At 67.2% G+C, this 15,772-nt stretch carries 21 protein-coding genes (1 of these 21 running past the window's edge); 11 read left to right on the forward strand and 10 right to left on the reverse strand.

The window, feature by feature from the left end; translation table 11 throughout:
• Positions 1-74 carry the 3' portion of a hypothetical protein gene (locus B9A95_RS15650; RefSeq protein WP_084048160.1) on the forward strand. 355 nt of this gene lie to the left of the window's left edge, so only the last 74 of its 429 coding nucleotides appear in the window; its start codon lies beyond the left edge, outside the window; its stop codon occupies positions 72-74.
• Between the two features lie 9 nt (positions 75-83).
• Here B9A95_RS15650 and B9A95_RS15655 read toward each other — a convergent pair whose 3' ends face one another.
• The 6 genes from B9A95_RS15655 to gcvT all read right to left on the reverse strand — a co-directional run bounded on the left by B9A95_RS15655 (position 84) and on the right by gcvT (position 5,891).
• Positions 84-308, reverse strand: a complete 225-nt coding sequence (locus tag B9A95_RS15655; protein WP_084048161.1) for a hypothetical protein — start codon at positions 306-308, stop codon at positions 84-86.
• A 205-nt stretch (positions 309-513) separates the two neighbouring features.
• Entirely contained in the window at positions 514-1,044 is a 531-nt protein-coding gene (locus B9A95_RS15660; RefSeq protein WP_084048162.1) for an ankyrin repeat domain-containing protein, read from the reverse strand.
• A gap of 104 nt (positions 1,045-1,148) precedes the next feature.
• Positions 1,149-1,292, reverse strand: a complete 144-nt coding sequence (locus B9A95_RS33815) for a hypothetical protein (protein WP_170928669.1) — start codon at positions 1,290-1,292, stop codon at positions 1,149-1,151.
• A 166-nt stretch (positions 1,293-1,458) separates the two neighbouring features.
• The gene (gcvP, locus tag B9A95_RS15665; RefSeq protein ID WP_084048163.1) at positions 1,459-4,320 is read right to left on the reverse strand and encodes an aminomethyl-transferring glycine dehydrogenase; all 2,862 of its coding nucleotides are present in this window, start codon (positions 4,318-4,320) and stop codon (positions 1,459-1,461) included.
• A gap of 81 nt (positions 4,321-4,401) precedes the next feature.
• Positions 4,402-4,764, reverse strand: coding sequence for a glycine cleavage system protein GcvH (gcvH, locus tag B9A95_RS15670; protein WP_084048164.1), 363 nt, complete (start codon positions 4,762-4,764; stop codon positions 4,402-4,404).
• 53 nt (positions 4,765-4,817) lie between these two features.
• Positions 4,818-5,891, reverse strand: a complete 1,074-nt coding sequence (gene gcvT / locus B9A95_RS15675; RefSeq protein ID WP_084048165.1) for a glycine cleavage system aminomethyltransferase GcvT — start codon at positions 5,889-5,891, stop codon at positions 4,818-4,820.
• Positions 5,892-6,470: 579 nt separating this feature from the next.
• Between gcvT and B9A95_RS15680 the strand changes: the two genes are divergently transcribed.
• Complete coding sequence (locus B9A95_RS15680) at positions 6,471-7,001, forward strand: 2'-5' RNA ligase family protein (RefSeq protein WP_084048166.1); 531 nt, start codon at positions 6,471-6,473, stop codon at positions 6,999-7,001.
• Here the strand turns inward: B9A95_RS15680 and B9A95_RS15685 are convergent.
• Entirely contained in the window at positions 6,962-7,540 is a 579-nt protein-coding gene (locus B9A95_RS15685) for a 5-formyltetrahydrofolate cyclo-ligase (protein WP_084048167.1), read from the reverse strand. The genes B9A95_RS15680 and B9A95_RS15685 overlap by 40 nt on opposite strands.
• A gap of 49 nt (positions 7,541-7,589) precedes the next feature.
• Between B9A95_RS15685 and B9A95_RS15690 the strand changes: the two genes are divergently transcribed.
• On the forward strand, positions 7,590-8,222 hold the full coding sequence (locus B9A95_RS15690) for an SDR family NAD(P)-dependent oxidoreductase (protein WP_084048168.1): 633 nt from the start codon (positions 7,590-7,592) through the stop codon (positions 8,220-8,222).
• On the opposite strand, the gene hisIE is transcribed toward B9A95_RS15690, so the two are convergent.
• Together hisIE and hisF are read right to left on the reverse strand one after the other, a co-directional pair.
• A complete protein-coding gene (gene hisIE / locus B9A95_RS15695) occupies positions 8,219-8,875 on the reverse strand; it encodes a bifunctional phosphoribosyl-AMP cyclohydrolase/phosphoribosyl-ATP diphosphatase HisIE (protein WP_084048169.1) in 657 nt (218 codons plus the stop codon). The genes B9A95_RS15690 and hisIE overlap by 4 nt on opposite strands.
• Positions 8,872-9,651, reverse strand: coding sequence for an imidazole glycerol phosphate synthase subunit HisF (hisF, locus tag B9A95_RS15700; protein WP_084048170.1), 780 nt, complete (start codon positions 9,649-9,651; stop codon positions 8,872-8,874). The genes hisIE and hisF overlap by 4 nt, the downstream gene beginning before the upstream one ends.
• A 150-nt stretch (positions 9,652-9,801) precedes the next feature.
• Here hisF and B9A95_RS15705 point away from each other — a divergent pair, with 150 nt between their 5' ends.
• From B9A95_RS15705 to B9A95_RS15715, 4 genes are all read left to right on the forward strand, one after another.
• On the forward strand, positions 9,802-10,218 hold the full coding sequence (locus B9A95_RS15705) for a response regulator (RefSeq protein WP_084048171.1): 417 nt from the start codon (positions 9,802-9,804) through the stop codon (positions 10,216-10,218).
• A 67-nt stretch (positions 10,219-10,285) separates the two neighbouring features.
• Positions 10,286-11,113 (forward strand): DUF72 domain-containing protein, encoded by an 828-nt coding sequence (locus B9A95_RS15710; RefSeq protein ID WP_084048172.1) that lies wholly within the window; start codon positions 10,286-10,288, stop codon positions 11,111-11,113.
• Between the two features lie 9 nt (positions 11,114-11,122).
• Entirely contained in the window at positions 11,123-11,299 is a 177-nt protein-coding gene (locus B9A95_RS33820) for a hypothetical protein (protein WP_170928670.1), read from the forward strand.
• A gap of 240 nt (positions 11,300-11,539) precedes the next feature.
• A complete protein-coding gene (locus B9A95_RS15715) occupies positions 11,540-11,989 on the forward strand; it encodes a hypothetical protein (RefSeq protein ID WP_084048173.1) in 450 nt (149 codons plus the stop codon).
• Here the strand turns inward: B9A95_RS15715 and ttcA are convergent.
• Complete coding sequence (gene ttcA, locus B9A95_RS15720; RefSeq protein WP_084050762.1) at positions 11,986-12,864, reverse strand: tRNA 2-thiocytidine(32) synthetase TtcA; 879 nt, start codon at positions 12,862-12,864, stop codon at positions 11,986-11,988. The two genes, B9A95_RS15715 and ttcA, sit on opposite strands and share 4 nt — an antisense overlap.
• 156 nt (positions 12,865-13,020) lie before the next feature.
• Between ttcA and B9A95_RS15725 the strand changes: the two genes are divergently transcribed.
• The 4 genes from B9A95_RS15725 to B9A95_RS15740 are packed head-to-tail and all read left to right on the forward strand — an operon-like array spanning position 13,021 to position 15,770.
• On the forward strand, positions 13,021-14,640 hold the full coding sequence (locus B9A95_RS15725) for a family 10 glycosylhydrolase (protein WP_245808328.1): 1,620 nt from the start codon (positions 13,021-13,023) through the stop codon (positions 14,638-14,640).
• Positions 14,641-14,657: 17 nt separating this feature from the next.
• A complete protein-coding gene (locus tag B9A95_RS37180) occupies positions 14,658-14,996 on the forward strand; it encodes an endo alpha-1,4 polygalactosaminidase (RefSeq protein ID WP_425429975.1) in 339 nt (112 codons plus the stop codon).
• Complete coding sequence (locus B9A95_RS35495; RefSeq protein ID WP_245808329.1) at positions 14,891-15,238, forward strand: endo alpha-1,4 polygalactosaminidase; 348 nt, start codon at positions 14,891-14,893, stop codon at positions 15,236-15,238. Before B9A95_RS37180 ends, B9A95_RS35495 begins: the two co-directional genes overlap by 106 nt.
• Before the next feature lie 43 nt (positions 15,239-15,281).
• The gene (locus B9A95_RS15740) at positions 15,282-15,770 is read left to right on the forward strand and encodes a flavin reductase family protein (RefSeq protein ID WP_084048176.1); all 489 of its coding nucleotides are present in this window, start codon (positions 15,282-15,284) and stop codon (positions 15,768-15,770) included.
• Positions 15,771-15,772 lie beyond the last annotated feature (2 nt).

Below are 15,772 nucleotides of genomic sequence, written 5' to 3' on the forward strand. Positions count from 1 at the left end.
ACGTTGCGGGAGTGGTGCTGGCCGTCCTGCTTGCCCGGCAGGCGCTGAAGATCAGGCCGGAGCGGGGGGAATAGGGCCGCAGATTACAGGTCCTCGGGCTCGCCGGAAGGCGCGGGCGCCGCCCTGCCGGTATCGCCATCCATATCGGGCGTTACCGTGCCTGCCCTGCCGCCCATCCCTGCGGTACGGGAGGTGTCCAGCGTGGTGCCCAGGCTCAGGCCCTGGGGTCCGTTGTGGGCTTCCGCCGGGCCGGGTGAGCCGCTCGTGTCCACGGGAGGGTTGAAGCTCTCCTTGCGGTGATCGGCCATGCCGTATTGTTCGCGGCTGGCGGCCCCCGCGGTTGAGAGGGGGCGTAAGGAGACTTGGTTGTTCGCTTGTCGTGGGGTCCCACTCGTCGTCCCCACCCGCTTTCGGGCGCTTCCTCGGTTCGGGCTGTACCAGCCACTCCAATCTTGAGTCAGGCCCGCGCCTACCAGGAGGGATGCTCAAAAGATGCGGCGTAACGCCTTCCGTTCATCCGTCACCCTGTTCCAGCCCTTCCAGCAGCGCCGACGTATCCACCGCATGCATGACCCGCGCCGAGTCCAGGGCGGTGAGGCCGCCCGCATCTCGCGCGTTCCAGTCGGCTCCATGGGCCAGGAGCAGGCGGGCAATCTCGGTTCGGTTGAACATGGCGGCCATCATCAGGGGTGTGCGTCCGTCGGCTCCGGCTCCTTCCACGGCAGCGCCCCGCGAGAGCAGCAATTCCACCATCGCCGCGTCTCCCCGGAAGGCCGCCGCCTGAAGCGGGCTCTGGCCCTGGTCGTTTCGCAGTTCGGGATCCGCGCCGTGCGTCAGGAGAGCACGCGCCGCTTCCAGATGCCCGTGATAGCTGGCGAGCATCAGCAGGCTGTCGCCCTTCTGATTCAGGAGGTTGGCGGGCAGGCCGCGCGAGAGCAGGTCGGCCAGGCGGGGGGCGTCACCCCCCCGCACAAGGTCGAAGACGGCTTGGATGTATTCCAGCGTTTCGGGATCTGGGGCGGGCTTGGAATCAGGCGGGGTCATGGAGGCAGGGTAGAGGGTGGGGGAAGCGGGCTCAAGGGGCGGTGCGGCCTTTCGGTGGGCCGGGGCGTCCCAGCAGGAACCCCTGCGTACGCTCGCAGCCCAGTTCACGCACCTGCAGGAGTTGGGCGCTGAGGATGCATGTGGGCCCGGCAAGCAGAAACGTGGGGATAAGCGGGGAAGTCCTCGCCGCGCCACAGCGTCGCCACCCACGCGGCGTGCAGCGCCAGCAGGAGGACGGTGAGGGTCAAGGTGACGCGCCCCCAAGGGGGGTTCTCGGGTGCTCTCCGGGGGAGGGGAGGTCATGGTCCTGTGTAAGCGGGGGGCAGTCCCTTCGTTCAAACTGGAGTAGAGGGACCGTAACCAGAAAGGGCAGCCCCCGCCTTTCTGGAGCCGCTCCTTTCTCCCCTCTTATCTTTACTCGCTGAACTCGAACTCCGCGTACTCCTCCACCGGCGGGCACGAGCACACAAAGTTCCTGTCCCCGTACACGTTGTCCACCCGGTTCACCGCAGGCCAATACTTCCACGACTTCTGGGCACGGGTGGGGAAGGCCGCCGTCTCGCGGCTGTAGGCCCGGTTCCACTCGCCTCCCATCAGGTCATCTTGCGTGTGCGGCGCGTGCCGGAGTGGGCTGTCCTCGGCCTTCAGGAGTCCGTCCTGCACCTCCTGAATCTCGCGGCGGATGTGCAGCATGGCGTCGATAAAGCGGTCCAGCTCCTCCTTCGGCTCGCTTTCCGTCGGCTCGATCATCAGGGTGCCGGGCACGGGGAAACTCATGGTGGGGGCGTGGAAGCCGTAGTCCATCAGGCGCTTGGCGATGTCTTCCTCGGTGATGCCGCTGGCCTGCTTCAGGGGGCGAATATCCACGATGCACTCGTGGGCCACGCGGCCATTCCGGCCCGTGTACAGCACTGGGTACGCGCCGCTGAGCTTTGCGGCAATGTAGTTGGCGTTCAGCAGCGCCACCTGGGTGGACTTCTTCAGCCCGGCGGGGCCAAGCAGGCGGATATACAGGTACGAGATGGGCAGAATGCTCGCGCTGCCGTAGGGCGCGGCGCTGACGGCTCCGGTCTGGCTCTGGCCCGTGGGCCGGACCTCATGGTTGGGCAAGAAGGGCGTGAGGTGGGCCTTGACGCCGATCGGCCCCATGCCCGGGCCACCGCCCCCGTGAGGAATGGCGAAGGTCTTGTGCAGGTTGAGGTGCGACACGTCGCTGCCGATCAGCCCCGGCTTGGCGAGGCCCACCATCGCGTTCATGTTCGCGCCGTCGAGGTACACCTGCCCGCCGTGCGCGTGGACGATCTCGCAGACCTCCGTGACGTGTTCCTCATAGACGCCGTGGGTGCTGGGGTAGGTGATCATCAGCGCGCCCAGGTTCGCGGAGTGCTTTTGCGCCTGGGCCTTGAGGTCGTCCAGGTCAATGTTGCCGTTCGCGTCGGTCTTGACCACCACCACCTGCATGCCCAGCATGGCGGCGCTGGCGGGGTTGGTGCCGTGCGCGGAGGCGGGAATCAGGCAGACGGTGCGGTGGCCCTCGCCCCGGGCCTCGTGGTACTTGCGGATGGTCAGCAGGCCCGCGTACTCGCCCTGTGCGCCGCTGTTGGGCTGGAGAGATACGGCGTCGTAGCCGGTGATGTCGGCCAGCCACGCTTCCAGTTCCGCGAGCATCTGCGCGTAGCCTTCCGTCTGATCGGCGGGCGCGAAGGGGTGCAGGCTGCCGAACTCGGGCCACGTCACGGGAATCATCTCGGCGGTGGCATTGAGCTTCATGGTGCAGGAGCCGAGGGGAATCATGCCGTGGACCAGGCTGTAATCCTTGTTCTCCAGCCCCTTGAGGTAGCGCAGCATGGCGTGTTCCGAATGGTGCGTGTTGAAGACGGGGTGAGTGAGGTAGGGGGAGGTGCGCGCCAGATGAGAGGGGATACCTCCGGTGGCATAGCCGTCCAGGGCCAGCACGTCCGCCGCCTGCCCGGTGATGGCCTCAATCACGTCTGCGAGGTCCGTCACTGTAACCGTCTCGTCCAGGCTCACGCCAATCCGGTTGTCCCCATAACGGAAGTTGATGCCCTTTGCCTCGGCGCGGGGGCTGATCTCGCCCACATGGCCCCCGAAGGTAAGGGTGTCGAAAAACGTGCTGTTCGGCGTCAGGCCTGCGTCGATCAGCGCCTTGTGCAGAATGCCCGTCATGCGCTGGACGCGCTCTGCAATCCGCTGTATGCCCTGCGCGCCGTGGTATACGGTATACGCCGCTGCCATATTCGCCAGCAGCGCCTGAGCGGTGCAGATGTTGCTCGTTGCCTTCTCGCGCCGGATATGCTGCTCGCGGGTCTGCATCGCCATCCGCAGGGCCGTTTTGCCGCGCACGTCTTTGCTCACACCGATCACGCGGCCCGGCATGGAGCGCTGATACTCGTTGCGGCAGGCCAGGAAGGCGGCGTGCGGTCCGCCGAAGCCCATCGGCACGCCGAAACGCTGGGCGCTGCCTATCACGATGTCCGCGCCCTGCTCGCCGGGGGGCGTGAGCAGCGCGCAGGCCAGCAGGTCCGTCGCCACGATCAGTGCCCCCTGCGCCGCGTGGATCCGCTCGGCGATGGGGGAGAGGTCGTGCAGGTCGCCGTAGGTACCCGGCGTCTGCACCAGTGCGGCAAAGGTGCCTTCGGGCAGTTCGCCGTTCGCCTGACCCGTCACCACGCTGTAGCCGAAGTACTCTGCGCGGGTCCGCACCACGTCCAAGGTCTGGGGGTGCACATCCTCGGCCACGTAGAAGACGCTGCCCTTACTCTTGACCTGCCGCTTTGCGAGCGTCATCGCCTCGGCGGCAGCGGTGGCCTCGTCCAGCAGCGAGGCGTTGGAGACGGGCATTCCGGTCAGGTCCATCACCATCTGCTGAAAGTTGAGCAGCATTTCCAGGCGGCCCTGCGAGATTTCGGCCTGGTAGGGCGTGTAGGCCGTGTACCAGCCGGGATTTTCCAGCATGTTGCGCAGGATGACGTTCGGCGTGAGGGTGCCGGAATACCCCATACCGATGTACGATCGAAACACCCTGTTCTTCTCGGCAACGGCCTTCAGATCGGCCAGCGCCTGCGCCTCGGTAACGGGGCCACCCACGTTCAGTTGGCCCTCAAAGCGGATGCTCTCGGGCAGGGTGGTGGCGGTCAGTTCGTCCAGGCTGGAGACGCCCAGCGCGCAAAGCATTTCCGCCTGCTCCGCGTCCGAGGGGCCGATGTGGCGGTGGGTGAAGTCGTTGGTGTTGAGGAGGTCTGTGAGGGGGCGCATGGAGTTCTCCTTGAAGAGTCATCAGGAATCAGTCGCCAGTCGCCAGGACAAGCTGGCTGCTGGCGACTGGCAACTGGCGACTTAGCTGTTCGCGGCGCTGTACGCTTCTGCGTCCATCAGATCGCCGCTTTCTTCGGTCACGTCAAGTTTGAAGAGCCAGCCGCCCTCGTAGGGGCCGCTGTTCACGAGTTCGGGGCTGCCCGAGAGGTCCTCGTTCACGGCCACGATGGTGCCACTGGCAGGAGCGTAGATGTCGGAGGCCGTTTTCACGCTCTCCACGACGGCCACCGTCTCGCCCGCCGTGACCACGCGGCCCACCTCGGGCAGTTCGACGTATACCACGTCGCCGAGCTGGTCCTGGGCAAAGTCGGAGATGCCGACGGTGCCGTCAGCGGCGAGCCATTCGTGGGAGGCGGCGTACTTCAGTTCGGAGGGGGTTTGCATGGGGTGATTCTCCTATACGTCGGGGCCGGGCGTGTCATCCCGCAAAGGGCGGCTTAAGCTCTCTTGTAAAAGGGGAGGTCTACCCGCCGCGCCGGATGCGCCTTGCCCCGCACCTCCACCTCGAAGGTGTCGCTGGAAGCCACGTCGGCGTTTACGAGCGCCATGGCGATGGGGTGACCCAGGGTGGGACTGGCGCTGCCGCTGGTCACGTGGCCCACCGGAACACCGTTCAGCAGCACCGAATAGCCCTCACGCACGGGCACACGGTCCAGCGTGAGGCCGACGAGCCTGTGGGGCGGCTCTTTCCGAATATGCTCGCGGCCCACGTGGTCTTTGTCCTTGGCCACCCAGGTGTAGGTGCTGCTCAGGGGGTGCAACTCCTCGGTGAATTCGTGACCATAGAGGGGAAAGCCCGCTTCCAGCCGCAAGGTGTCGCGTGCGCCCAGCCCAGCGGGCGTCAGGCCCACGGCGACGAGCTTGTCCCAGATGGTCTCGGCCTCGCTGGCGTCGGTGAAAACCTCGAAGCCGTCCTCGCCTGTGTAACCCGTGCGTGCCAGCAGCACGCCAAATCCGAACAGCTTGGCGGGGAAGAAGGCGTTCTTCTTCTTCTGGCCCAGGTCCACGTCAATGTGGGGCTGCAGCAGCGTCTCCGCCTGCGGTCCCTGCACGGCGAGCAGGCCCCAGAGGTCCGATTCGTCAGTAAGCTGCACGTCGAAGCCCGCCGTATGCGTCTGAAGGTGCGCCCAGTCCTTGCCGATGTTGCTCGCGTTGACCACCAGCAGGTATTCGGCCTCACCGGCGCGGTACACGTAGATGTCGTCCACCAGGCCGCCCGCGTCGTTCGGCAGCCAGTTGTACTGGGCACGGCCCGGCTTGAGCTTCGAGACGTCGTTGGTGGTCACGCGCTGGAGGAAGGCTTCGGCGTCAGGCCCCTTGACCCGGAACTCGCCCATGTGTGACACGTCGAACAGCCCGGCCTGGGTCCGCACGGCCTGGTGTTCGGCCTTCACGCCCGCGTACTGCACGGGCATGTCCCACCCACCAAACGGCACCATCCGGGCACCGGCCCGCAGGTGTGCGGCATAAAGGGGGGTCCGCTTGAGCGGGGTTTCAGGGGTCTCGGTCACCCCCAAACTGTACCGGAACGGGGGCAAAAGCGTCCGGGCGGTACGGACGCCTGGGGGGGTGAAGTGAGGGAGAAAGAAAGAAAGAACCCCGCTGCCATACGGAGTTTTTGGCAACCATCGCAGCGCTGTCAGAAGCAGTTGAAGACGCTCTGGTATGGGAAGGCCGCGGCAACAGAAGTCGGTCTACGAATTGATGACCCGCCGCGCTTTGCAAGGGCTGCGATGAGGGCTGAGTCCAGAGGCGCCCTGGGAAGCGGCCAAGCAGTTCCTCAACGGGAGCGGGTCGACCCTCAGTAAAAGGTGTCTAAGATAGGCGTTTATGGGCTTGGCCCATCATGGCCATACTGGCGTTTGTATATCCACGGTAGATAATGCGGGTAGGTTTTCGCTCAATGGCAAACGCTGTTTGAATGCCTGGAGCGTTTATGATGTGGACCATACAGGTGATTCCATGAAGGATTGGTGGAGTGCAACTCGAGCATGTCCGGGGAGCGAGAGGGAGAACGCTGCTGGAATGCTCGGTGCACTTAAGGCCTTAACCTCTGAAGGCGTCTTCCGTAGGGCAGCGGAACCTGTTCCGTGACGCCCGCCCACCTTCTCGCCGTTCTTCCCCCACCCGAACTCGCGTCACAAGTGGAAGCGTTCCGGGCACCGCTGGGCCTGCGCGAGAGCCCGCCCCACGTCACGGTCAAGGCGCGGAGTGGTTTGGGGGTGAATCTGGACTGGGTGAAAGCGGCGCGGGCGGTGGTGGACGCCAGCCCCCTCTTTCCCTTGACAGTTGAGGGGGCGCGGACTTTTCGCAGTGGCAGCGCGGTGTATCTGGCGGTCACTTCCCCGGGGCTCGTCGCCCTGCACGTGCGGCTGCTCGAAGCATTGGAACCCGCCCAGCGCTTCGGATACGAGGGGCCGCACATGACGCCTCACCTGACGTTGGCCCTGGGAAGACACAGGGTGGACTTGGAGGGAGTTTTTCAGGCGGCCCGGGAAGCGTTCGCCCACCTGGAGGCGCAGCCTCTTACCTTTACCGTGCGCGAGGTCTGGCGAATGCGGAAGGCGGGACCGGGAGCGCTCTACTTGCCGGAGGAAGCCTGGGAGCTGGCCGGAGGCTGAACGGCCCGCACGCCCGCTTCCGTCACCAGCCAGCCCACCCGCAGGTCGTGGAGCTGGCACGGGAGGGCCTCTACCACCAGCGCCTCCCATACCACGCCCGCTGTGAGGCCGGAGAAGCTGGGGAGCAGGCGGTCATAGAAGCCGCCCCCGTAGCCCAGCCGCACGCCCCAGCGGTCAAAGGCGAGGGCGGGCAGGAGCACAGCGTCCACCGTTTCCAGGGGAACTTGCGGCGCATTGGCGGGAGGCTGGAGCGCTCCGAAGCGGCTGACCTCCGTGGCCGTGTCCCAGGGATGCAGCGTCAGGCGCGGCTCGGGGCGAAAGCGGGCCCGGGTGGTCAGGAGCTCGAACTGGGAGGCGAGGGCGTCCACAACAGGCTCGCCGGGCAGGGCCCGGTAGGCCAGGACGCGCTGCACGTCCCGCTCCTGAAGGAAGGAAATCAGGTGGGCCGTCACGTCCAGCGAGCGGTCAGGCAACTTTGCCCGCCTTTTCCGCGCCCAGGCCCGCCACTCGTCTTTGGGGGAGGCGCGCTGGGGCAGCATGTACTGGACGATACCGTGCCACGGTCCCTGGCATGCTCTGCTGGCTACCATGAGGACGCTGATCGTGGGAGCGACGGGAGGCATTGGGGCGGCGGCGGCGCGGGCATTTGCAGCTCAGAGCGGCCCGTTATGGCTGAGCGCCCGCCACCGTGAACGCCTGGAAACCCTGGCGGCCGAACTGGGGGCCGAGGCCCGCCCCGCCGATCTGGGTTACGAGAGCCATGTCAGCGCGCTGCTGGAGGGCCTTACGGAGCTGGATACCGTGGTCTACGCCGCCGGAGCCGCCCTGCCCAGTCCACTTGCCGAGGCCGATCCTGCCCGGGTCCGTGCGGTGTGGAACGCGAACTATTTCGGGGCGCTGTGGCTGCTCAAGCACGGGCTGGGGCGGCTGGCTCCCGGCGGACGAATGTATCTGCTTGGGGCCCGACCCGAACTGGTTACGGTGCGGGGGTTCTCGCAGTACGCAGCAAGCAAGGCCGCCCTGGCCCGCGCCGCGGAGGTGGCCCGGCTGGAAGCGCGGGGTGTGGGCATCACCCTCGTGCTGCCCCCTGCGGTGGATACGGAGCTCTGGGCGCAGGTGGGCCGGGTGCCGCGCGGTGCCCTCGCGCCCGGGGTGGTGGCCCAGGCCCTGCTCGAAGACCGTTCCGGGCCTGGGCAAACCGAGTTGAGAATTGGGGCTTAACCGATTTCTTTCGGTCCCTTCAACCCGGTCTTGCCCTCACGGCCCTGGAGGACGGCGGCCACGTCGCCGGGGGAGACGCCGACCTCGGCCAGCGCGAAGAGGGTGTGGAAGAAGAGGTCCGCGACTTCGGTGGCGAGTTCGGCGCGGTCTCCGTTCTTGGCCGCCAGCAGCACTTCGCCCGCTTCTTCGCTGATCTTTTTCAGCACCCGGTCCAGGCCCCCGGCGTGGAGGCGCGCCACGTAGCTGTTCTCCGGCAGGGTGGCGAGGCGCCCGGTGATGGTGGCATAGACCCGCTCCAGGGTGCCGTCCAGTCCCGCCGCCTGCCCCTCCCCTTCCAGCAGCGGCGTGTAGAAGCATGAGTATTCCCCGGTATGACAAGCGGGTCCGGTCTGTTCCACCCGGTACAGCACGCTGTCGCCGTCGCAGTCCAGATGCACCGAGACGATGCGCTGGGCGTGTCCGCTCGTCTTGCCCTTGATCCACTGCTCGCCGCGCGAACGGCTGTAGTAGGTGGCTTCCCGCGTCTCCAACGTGCGCTCGATGGCCGCCCGGTCCGCATATGCCTGCATCAGCACGGCGCCGGTGCGGGCGTCTTGCGTCACCACCGGAATCAGGCCGCGTTCGTCGAAATTCAGGTGTTGCAACGTGGTCATGCGTCTTTCCAATCTGGGCGCACGGGCAGCCCCACACCCTTCAGGTACGTCTTGACCTGCGGCACGGTCAGCTCGCCAAAATGAAAGACGCTGGCGGCGAGGGCTGCGTCCGCCGCGCCGTCCGTCAGCACGTCGCGGAAGTCTTCGAGCTTCCCTGCCCCGCCCGAGGCGATCACGGGGAGGTCCACGGCCTGCGCCACCGCGCGCGTCGCCTCCAGATTGAAGCCTGCGCGGGTGCCGTCGGCGTCCATTACGTTGAGGCAGATTTCGCCTGCGCCCAGGCGTTGTCCCCGCTCGGCCCACTCCAGCAGGTCTATCCCTGTGTCCACCCGTCCGCCGCCCACGTGGACGGTCCAGCCTTCACCGCCGGGCCGCCGCTTGGCATCGATGCTCAGCACCACGCACTGCGCGCCGAAGTGGTCCGACGCCTCCCCGATCAGTTCGGGCCGCCGCACCGCGCCGCTGTTGACGCTGATCTTGTCTGCGCCCGCCATCAGCAGTTGGCGGAAATCGGCGACGGCGTTCACACCGCCGCCCACCGTCAGCGGCATCATGACCTGCTCGGCCACGCGGGCGGCCACGTTCAGCATCAGGGAGCGGCCCTCATGGGTGGCGGTGATGTCGTAAAAGACCAGTTCGTCGGCCTGCTGCGCCTCGTAGTTCTGGGCCAGGACCAGGGGGTCGCCAGCGTCGCGGTGGTTCTCGAAGAACCGCACGTTCTTGACCACCCGCCCATTTTGCACGTCCAGGCAGGGAATGATGCGCTTCGTCAACACGTCCCGCAGTCTAGCCCGCGCCCCTTGTGCCGTTGACTGAGTCGGCTAGAAGCGCTCCGCTCTACGTCAAAAGGCTCAGTCTATGTGCTTCCTCACATTGATGAACTTTTCATACTTCGGCGGGTTACCCTGGAGCCAGAGGGGGCAACCATGGCGCATCGCCGCATTCTGCTGGTGGACGACAATCCGAAAGACGTGGAACTGACCCTGACGGCGCTGGAGGACGAGCTTGGCGCGCATGACGTCACGGTGGCCGGCAGCGGGGTCGAGGCGCTGGACCTGTTGCAAAACGCCCCGCTGCTTCCGGATCTGATCTTGCTGGATCTGAACATGCCTCAGATGGACGGTCTGGCCGTGTTGGACGCCATCCGTGCCGAGCAGACCACCCGCGACATTCCGGTGGTCATGCTCACCACGAGCGGCGAGAACCGCGACGTGCGCGAGAGCTACCAGCACGGGGCCAGCGCCTACGTAGTCAAGCCGATGGATTTCGGCCAGTTCCGGGACGCCATCCGCACCATTACCGACTTCTGGACGCAGCTCAACCGCCGCCCTCAGCTGCGCTGACGAGACCGGCCTTGATCGCGCGTTTACCCGCGCACGTTTGCGTTGCAGCGCCGGTTACCCTGACCCCATGCGAGTCTGGATCGGCTGCGGCGGCTATACAAACGAGGAGTGGGCGGCCCCCGGCCTGATCTACGAGGGCGTGAAGAAAGACGCCTACCTCGAAACCTACGCCCGGCATTTCGATGCTGCGGAACTCAACTCGTCCTTCTACGCCATTCCCGGCCTCAAGGCCTTCGAGGGCATGGCCCGCAAGTCTGCCGGACGCACCCGCTTCGCCGTGAAGCTGAACAAGGTGTTCACCCACGAGCGCAACCCCGAGAGCGCGGACTTCGACCGGATGTTGCAAAGCCCTCAGCCGCTGCGCGACGCCGGTTTGAAGGGGCCTTACCTGGCCCAGTTTCCCTACTCCTTTCACCGCACCGCCGACAACCGTAAGTACCTGCTGGGCCTGGCCGAGCGCTTCGCCGGGCACGAACTGGCCGTGGAATTGCGCCACGCTTCCTGGGACAAGCCCGAGGTGCGCGAGGGCATGGGCGAGTACGGCCTGATCTGGGTCAGCCCCGACTATCCGCCGGTGGGCGGCATGCCCGAGCCGCAGGTACACGTGACCACCGATGTGGGCTACCTGCGCCTGCACGGCCGCAACAAGGGCAGCTGGTGGGAAGGCCAGAGCGCCGCCGAACGCCACGACTACCTCTACACCCGCGCCGAGATGGACGAGTGGGCCGAGAAGATCGCGCTGGTGGCGGACGACCTCTCCGAGTTGTACGTCTTTTTCCAGAACACCACGAAGGGCCACGCCCTGAAAAACATTCCCATGCTGCGCGAGGCGCTCAACGCCCGGGGCGTGCCGGTTCAGACGCCGGACCCGGGCGACGACGGGCGGCTGCTCTGAGGGCAGAGCGTGGCCGCTGAACCGGCCTTCGCCCAAGCGGCCGACCTCGCGGCGTTGCGTGAGGCTTACGGCCCGATACTGGAGCGGTTGATATTTTTACCGAACGGCACGGCTCCGGCCTATCCGGCGGACGGACCCTCCGGGCGCTTTTTCCTCAAGGTGTTGCCCCCCACCCTCTACGCGTAAACGGTGCGGCAGAGGCTGGAGGCGAACGTGCCGTTGCTGGGTGTATTGCGGCGCATTGGGGTGCTGCCGAATGTTTTGGAGCCCCACCCTGGCGGGAGAGTCGCTGACCGAAGTGGAAGGCCACACGCTCGCCCACTTCAGGTGGATTGACGGCTGGCAGTCCGGGCACAGGTTGGACGCACGCGCCGCCCGAACTCGCGCCGTTCGCGGGACGCCCGCACGCGGGGACGGCGAAAGTCCGTGGCCGAGGTTCCCCGCCTTCCCGTGCCGCCCGAGGACTTCGCCCTGCCCTGCGGGGAGGGGTTGCGGGCGGACTTGGAGTGGCTCGGTCCGCTCCTGCCCGGTGGCCGCCCCACGCCGCTCGCGCTGTGGGAGCGCCTGCTTGCGCACCATGTCCTGTTCCGGCGGCCACCCGTTGCAGGCGGGCGGCCGCCTGCAACGGGTGGCCCTTCGTCCTGCGCCACACCGGCGCGCACGGGGCAGAGAAGCGAGTTGAGCCCAGACGTGCTGGGGTTCTATTTTTTCCGCCTGGTGCTGGGCGACCTCGCGGTGGACGTGACCATGCTGCTGCGGGGAAACACCCGCCCTGAGGAGGACGAGGCGAATCTGAGGGTGCTGGAGCGTTTTGTGTTGCCCGCCTTGCAAAACGTGGAGGCGGAGTTGCAGACGGTGGGCGCAAGCTTGCGCTAGCCCAGCATCGGCATCTCGCTCAGACCCGCCAGAAATTCGCGCTCGGGGTACTCCTCGCCGTCGAAGCCCCGGTCCCCCTCGGAGGGCCGGACGCTGAGGCTGGCGAAGTCGAACAACTCGCGGTCCAGCAGGTGACTGCCCGTTACGCGGGTGAGTGAGCGCAAGACGTTTTGCAAGCGGCCCGGATGCTCGCGCTCCCAGCCTTCCAACATCTCGCCCACGATCTTGCGCTGCAGGTTTTCCTGACTGCCGCACAGGTTGCAGGGAATGATCGGAAAGCCCTTCGCCGCGGCGTAGCGCTCGATGTCGCGTTCGGCGAGGTAGGCCAAGGGCCGGATAACCACGTTGGTGCCGTCGTCCGACTGAAGCTTGGGCGGCATGGCCTTGAGGCGCGCGCCGAAGAACATGTTCAAGAAGAGCGTTTCCAGAATGTCGTCGCGGTGGTGGCCCAAGGCGATTTTCGTCGCGCCAATCTCGCGGGCGTGGCTGTACAGGATCCCCCGGCGCAGGCGGCTGCACAGCGCGCAGGTGGTTTTGCCCTCTGGCGTCTTTTCCTTGACGATGGAGTAGGTGTCTTCGGTCAGGATCTGGAAGGGCACGCCCAGCGTACTGAGGTATTCCGGCAGCACGTGGGTGGGAAAGCCCGGCTGGCCCTGGTCGAGATTCACCGCCACCACCTCAAATTGAATTGGCGCGCGCTTTTGCAGGTGCAGCAGGATGTCGAGCAGCGTGTAGCTGTCCTTGCCGCCCGACAGGCAGACCATCACCCGGTCCCCCTCCTCGATCATGCGGTAGTCGGTGATGGCCTGGGCCGCGCCCTTGACGAGGGGGGCGAAGAGTTGTTTGGGCAGTTGGGAAGCAGGCAGGTGGGTCATGGGGTCTCGGTTCGCCCGCAGGAAAGCGGGGCAGAGGAACATGGTAGCCCGCCGGCGATGGCCGCGTTCTTCCCGGGCTTTCAATCGGCCGCCCGGACCTGCCGGCCCCGCCTTCACCTTCCCGCTGCAGCCCTGCGCTAGCCTGCCCGCACCACCGTGAAGACCTCTGCCCCTCTCCGCCTTGCCCTGCTGCTGGGGGCCCTGCTCACCCCCGCGCTGGCCCAGACCTCGGAAACGTCCGCTCCGGCCGCGCTGCCCGGGCCGCAGGTCCCCGCGCTGACTGTTCCGACTCCTCCCTTCCCCACGCCGGTCACGGTTCCGGCCCTCCCCGAGGCTCCCGCCTTGCCCCCGCCTCCCGCGCCCATCAGCACCGTGCGCGGGCTGTGGGTAGACGCCTTCGGGCCGGGGCTCAAGACGCGGGCGCAGGTGACGAGGACGGTGGCAGACGCGTCGGAACTCGGGATCAACGCCCTGTTCGTGCAGGCCGTTCGGCGCTCGGACTGCCTGTGCCGCCGCTCCAGCCTGCCTGTGGTCACCGATGCGGACCTGGAAAAGGACTTTGATCCCCTGGCGGAGGTCACCCGGCAGGCGCACGCCCTGGGGATACGCGTGATTGCCTGGGTCAGCGTAACGGGCGCGTCGAACGCCAGCGTGCCCAACAGCAGCCCGGCGCACGTCTCGCGCACGCACGGCCCCACTGCGGGGGCGGCCTCGTGGCTCTCGCGTCAGCGCGACGGAGCGTGGCTGCAGGGCAGTGACGCCTGGCTGGACCCCGCCATTCCCGCCGCCGCCGATCACATGGCGAACGGGGTGATCAGCCTGGTGAAGAACTATCCTGTGGACGGAGTGCAGCTGGACCGCATCCGTTATCCGGACGGCGGAAACTGGGGCTACGATCCCAAGACCGTGGCCCGCTACCGCGCGGAGACGGGCACGCGCGGCACCCCGGCTGCCAGCGATCCGCGATGGCAGAACTGGAAGCGCGAGCAGGTCACAGCCCTGGTGCGGCGGGTGGCGCTGGGGGTCAAGGCAGTGCGGCCCAACATATGGGTGACGGCGGCCACGATCACCTACGGCCCACCGCCCGCGGCCGGGGACATGGACGCCTTTCGCAAGACGCGCACCTACGCCGACGTCCTGCAGGACTGGCCGACGTGGATGCGGGCGGGGCTGCTGGACCTCAACGTCTTGATGAACTACAAGCGCGACGCGGTCGGCGAGCAGGGCGCGTGGCTGGACGGCTGGAACGCCTTTGCGGTCAGCGTGCGTGGGGGGGCCGAGGTCGCGGGCGGCACAGCGCTGTACCTCAATCCACCCGCCGTGAGTGCTGCCCAGGCGCGGCGGACGGTGGCGGCTGGGCTGGGCTGGGTGGGGTACTCGTACCGCACACCCACGCTGGACGTATACGGCACCCGGCAGAGCACGGCGCAGGGACTGGCGGCCATCCGCACCGCCATGACGGCTCCCGGGGGAGCGTTGGCCGAGCCGCTGGCCTGGACGGCCTCACCACCGAATATGCGCGGGCTGAGCGGACGAATTGTAGGCACGGCCAGGCCGGGGGGCCGGAGTGTGGAGGCCCTACGCGGCGGGCAGGTTATAGCGCGGGGCACCACGGACGGCAGCGGCTACTACGGCTTTCTGAACCTGGCCCCCGGTCCCGTCGAAATTCGCGTCGGCGGTCAGCGCTGGGCCGAGCCCGTGCCGGAGGTAGGCGTGGTGCGGTACCCAGACCTGCTCGTGCGTGACGCGCCGTTAGCAAGCGGCACCGCGCGGTGAAGCGCTGGGTGCTGGCCGTGTGCCCGCTCGCCGCCGCTGGCTTCTCTTGCGGGAATCGGGCGGTCCACGCCCGGGACCTCCTTTCAGACTCAGTTCACGGGCCTGCCCCCCTTCGCCTGAGGTGCGCGACTTCTCCGCGGGAACCCTGGAAGACTGGCGGCCGCGGGCATCCCCAATGGCACGGCGAGCGCTGGTTGGACATCCGCCGTCTGGACCTCCTCGCGCCCCCCGTACGGGCGGAGCAAGACCGTTGCCGCGCCCTGGGTTTCGGTGGGGTGGATCCTGGCAACCTGGACGGGTACGGGGTGAACCCGGGCTTTCCCGGGAGGACGCGCTGCGCTACGCCCACTGGCTGACGCGCGGGGCGCATCTGCTCGGCCTGAAGAACGTGCCGGACCTCGTGCCTCAGCTCGAACCGACCTTCGGCTGGGCCGTCGTACTGCGCCGCGCAGGGGTGGTGCTCGGGGCGGCCCTTTGTGCAGCGCGGCAAGTGGAATACACCGACTCGGGCGTCACGCTGGGCCAGGTCTGCCGTGAGGCGCAGGCCAACGGCTTTTTCGCCCTGCTGCGCCGCCGCACGCTGGACGGCCGGAGCTGAACCTGTCCATGATGGCTGCCCGCCCCTTCGCTACACTCGCCCCATGACCTCTCCTGCTCCCGAAGGCATTCCTCCACACGAGTTCCGGCAGACGCTGGGGCGCTTCGCCAGCGGCGTGACGATCATCACGGCCAGCGACGGAGAGACGCGCCGGGGCATGACCGCCAGCGCCTTTGTGTCGGTCAGCCTGACGCCGCCCCTGGTGCTCGTCAGCGTGGACCACCGCGCGCACATGCACGCGCTGCTCGGGCAAGAGGACGTGACCCGCTTCGGCGTGAGCGTCCTCAGCGCGGCGCAGCGCCACCTCAGTGACCATTTCGCCGGTCGGCCCGGCCCGGAAGACGCCGTGTCGTGGTTTGATCACGAGGGCCTGCCCCTGATTGGCGGGAGTGTGGCGCAGCTGGTGTGCCGCAAACGGGAGGTCATTGCCGCCGGGGACCACACCCTGTACCTGGGCCTGGTGGAATACGCCCGCTACACCGACGAGGACCCGCTGCTGTACTTCCGGGGCCAGTACCACGAACTGGGCTAAGG

Origin of the sequence: Deinococcus hopiensis KR-140 (assembly GCF_900176165.1) — a bacterium.
GTDB classification, from domain to species: domain Bacteria; phylum Deinococcota; class Deinococci; order Deinococcales; family Deinococcaceae; genus Deinococcus; species Deinococcus hopiensis.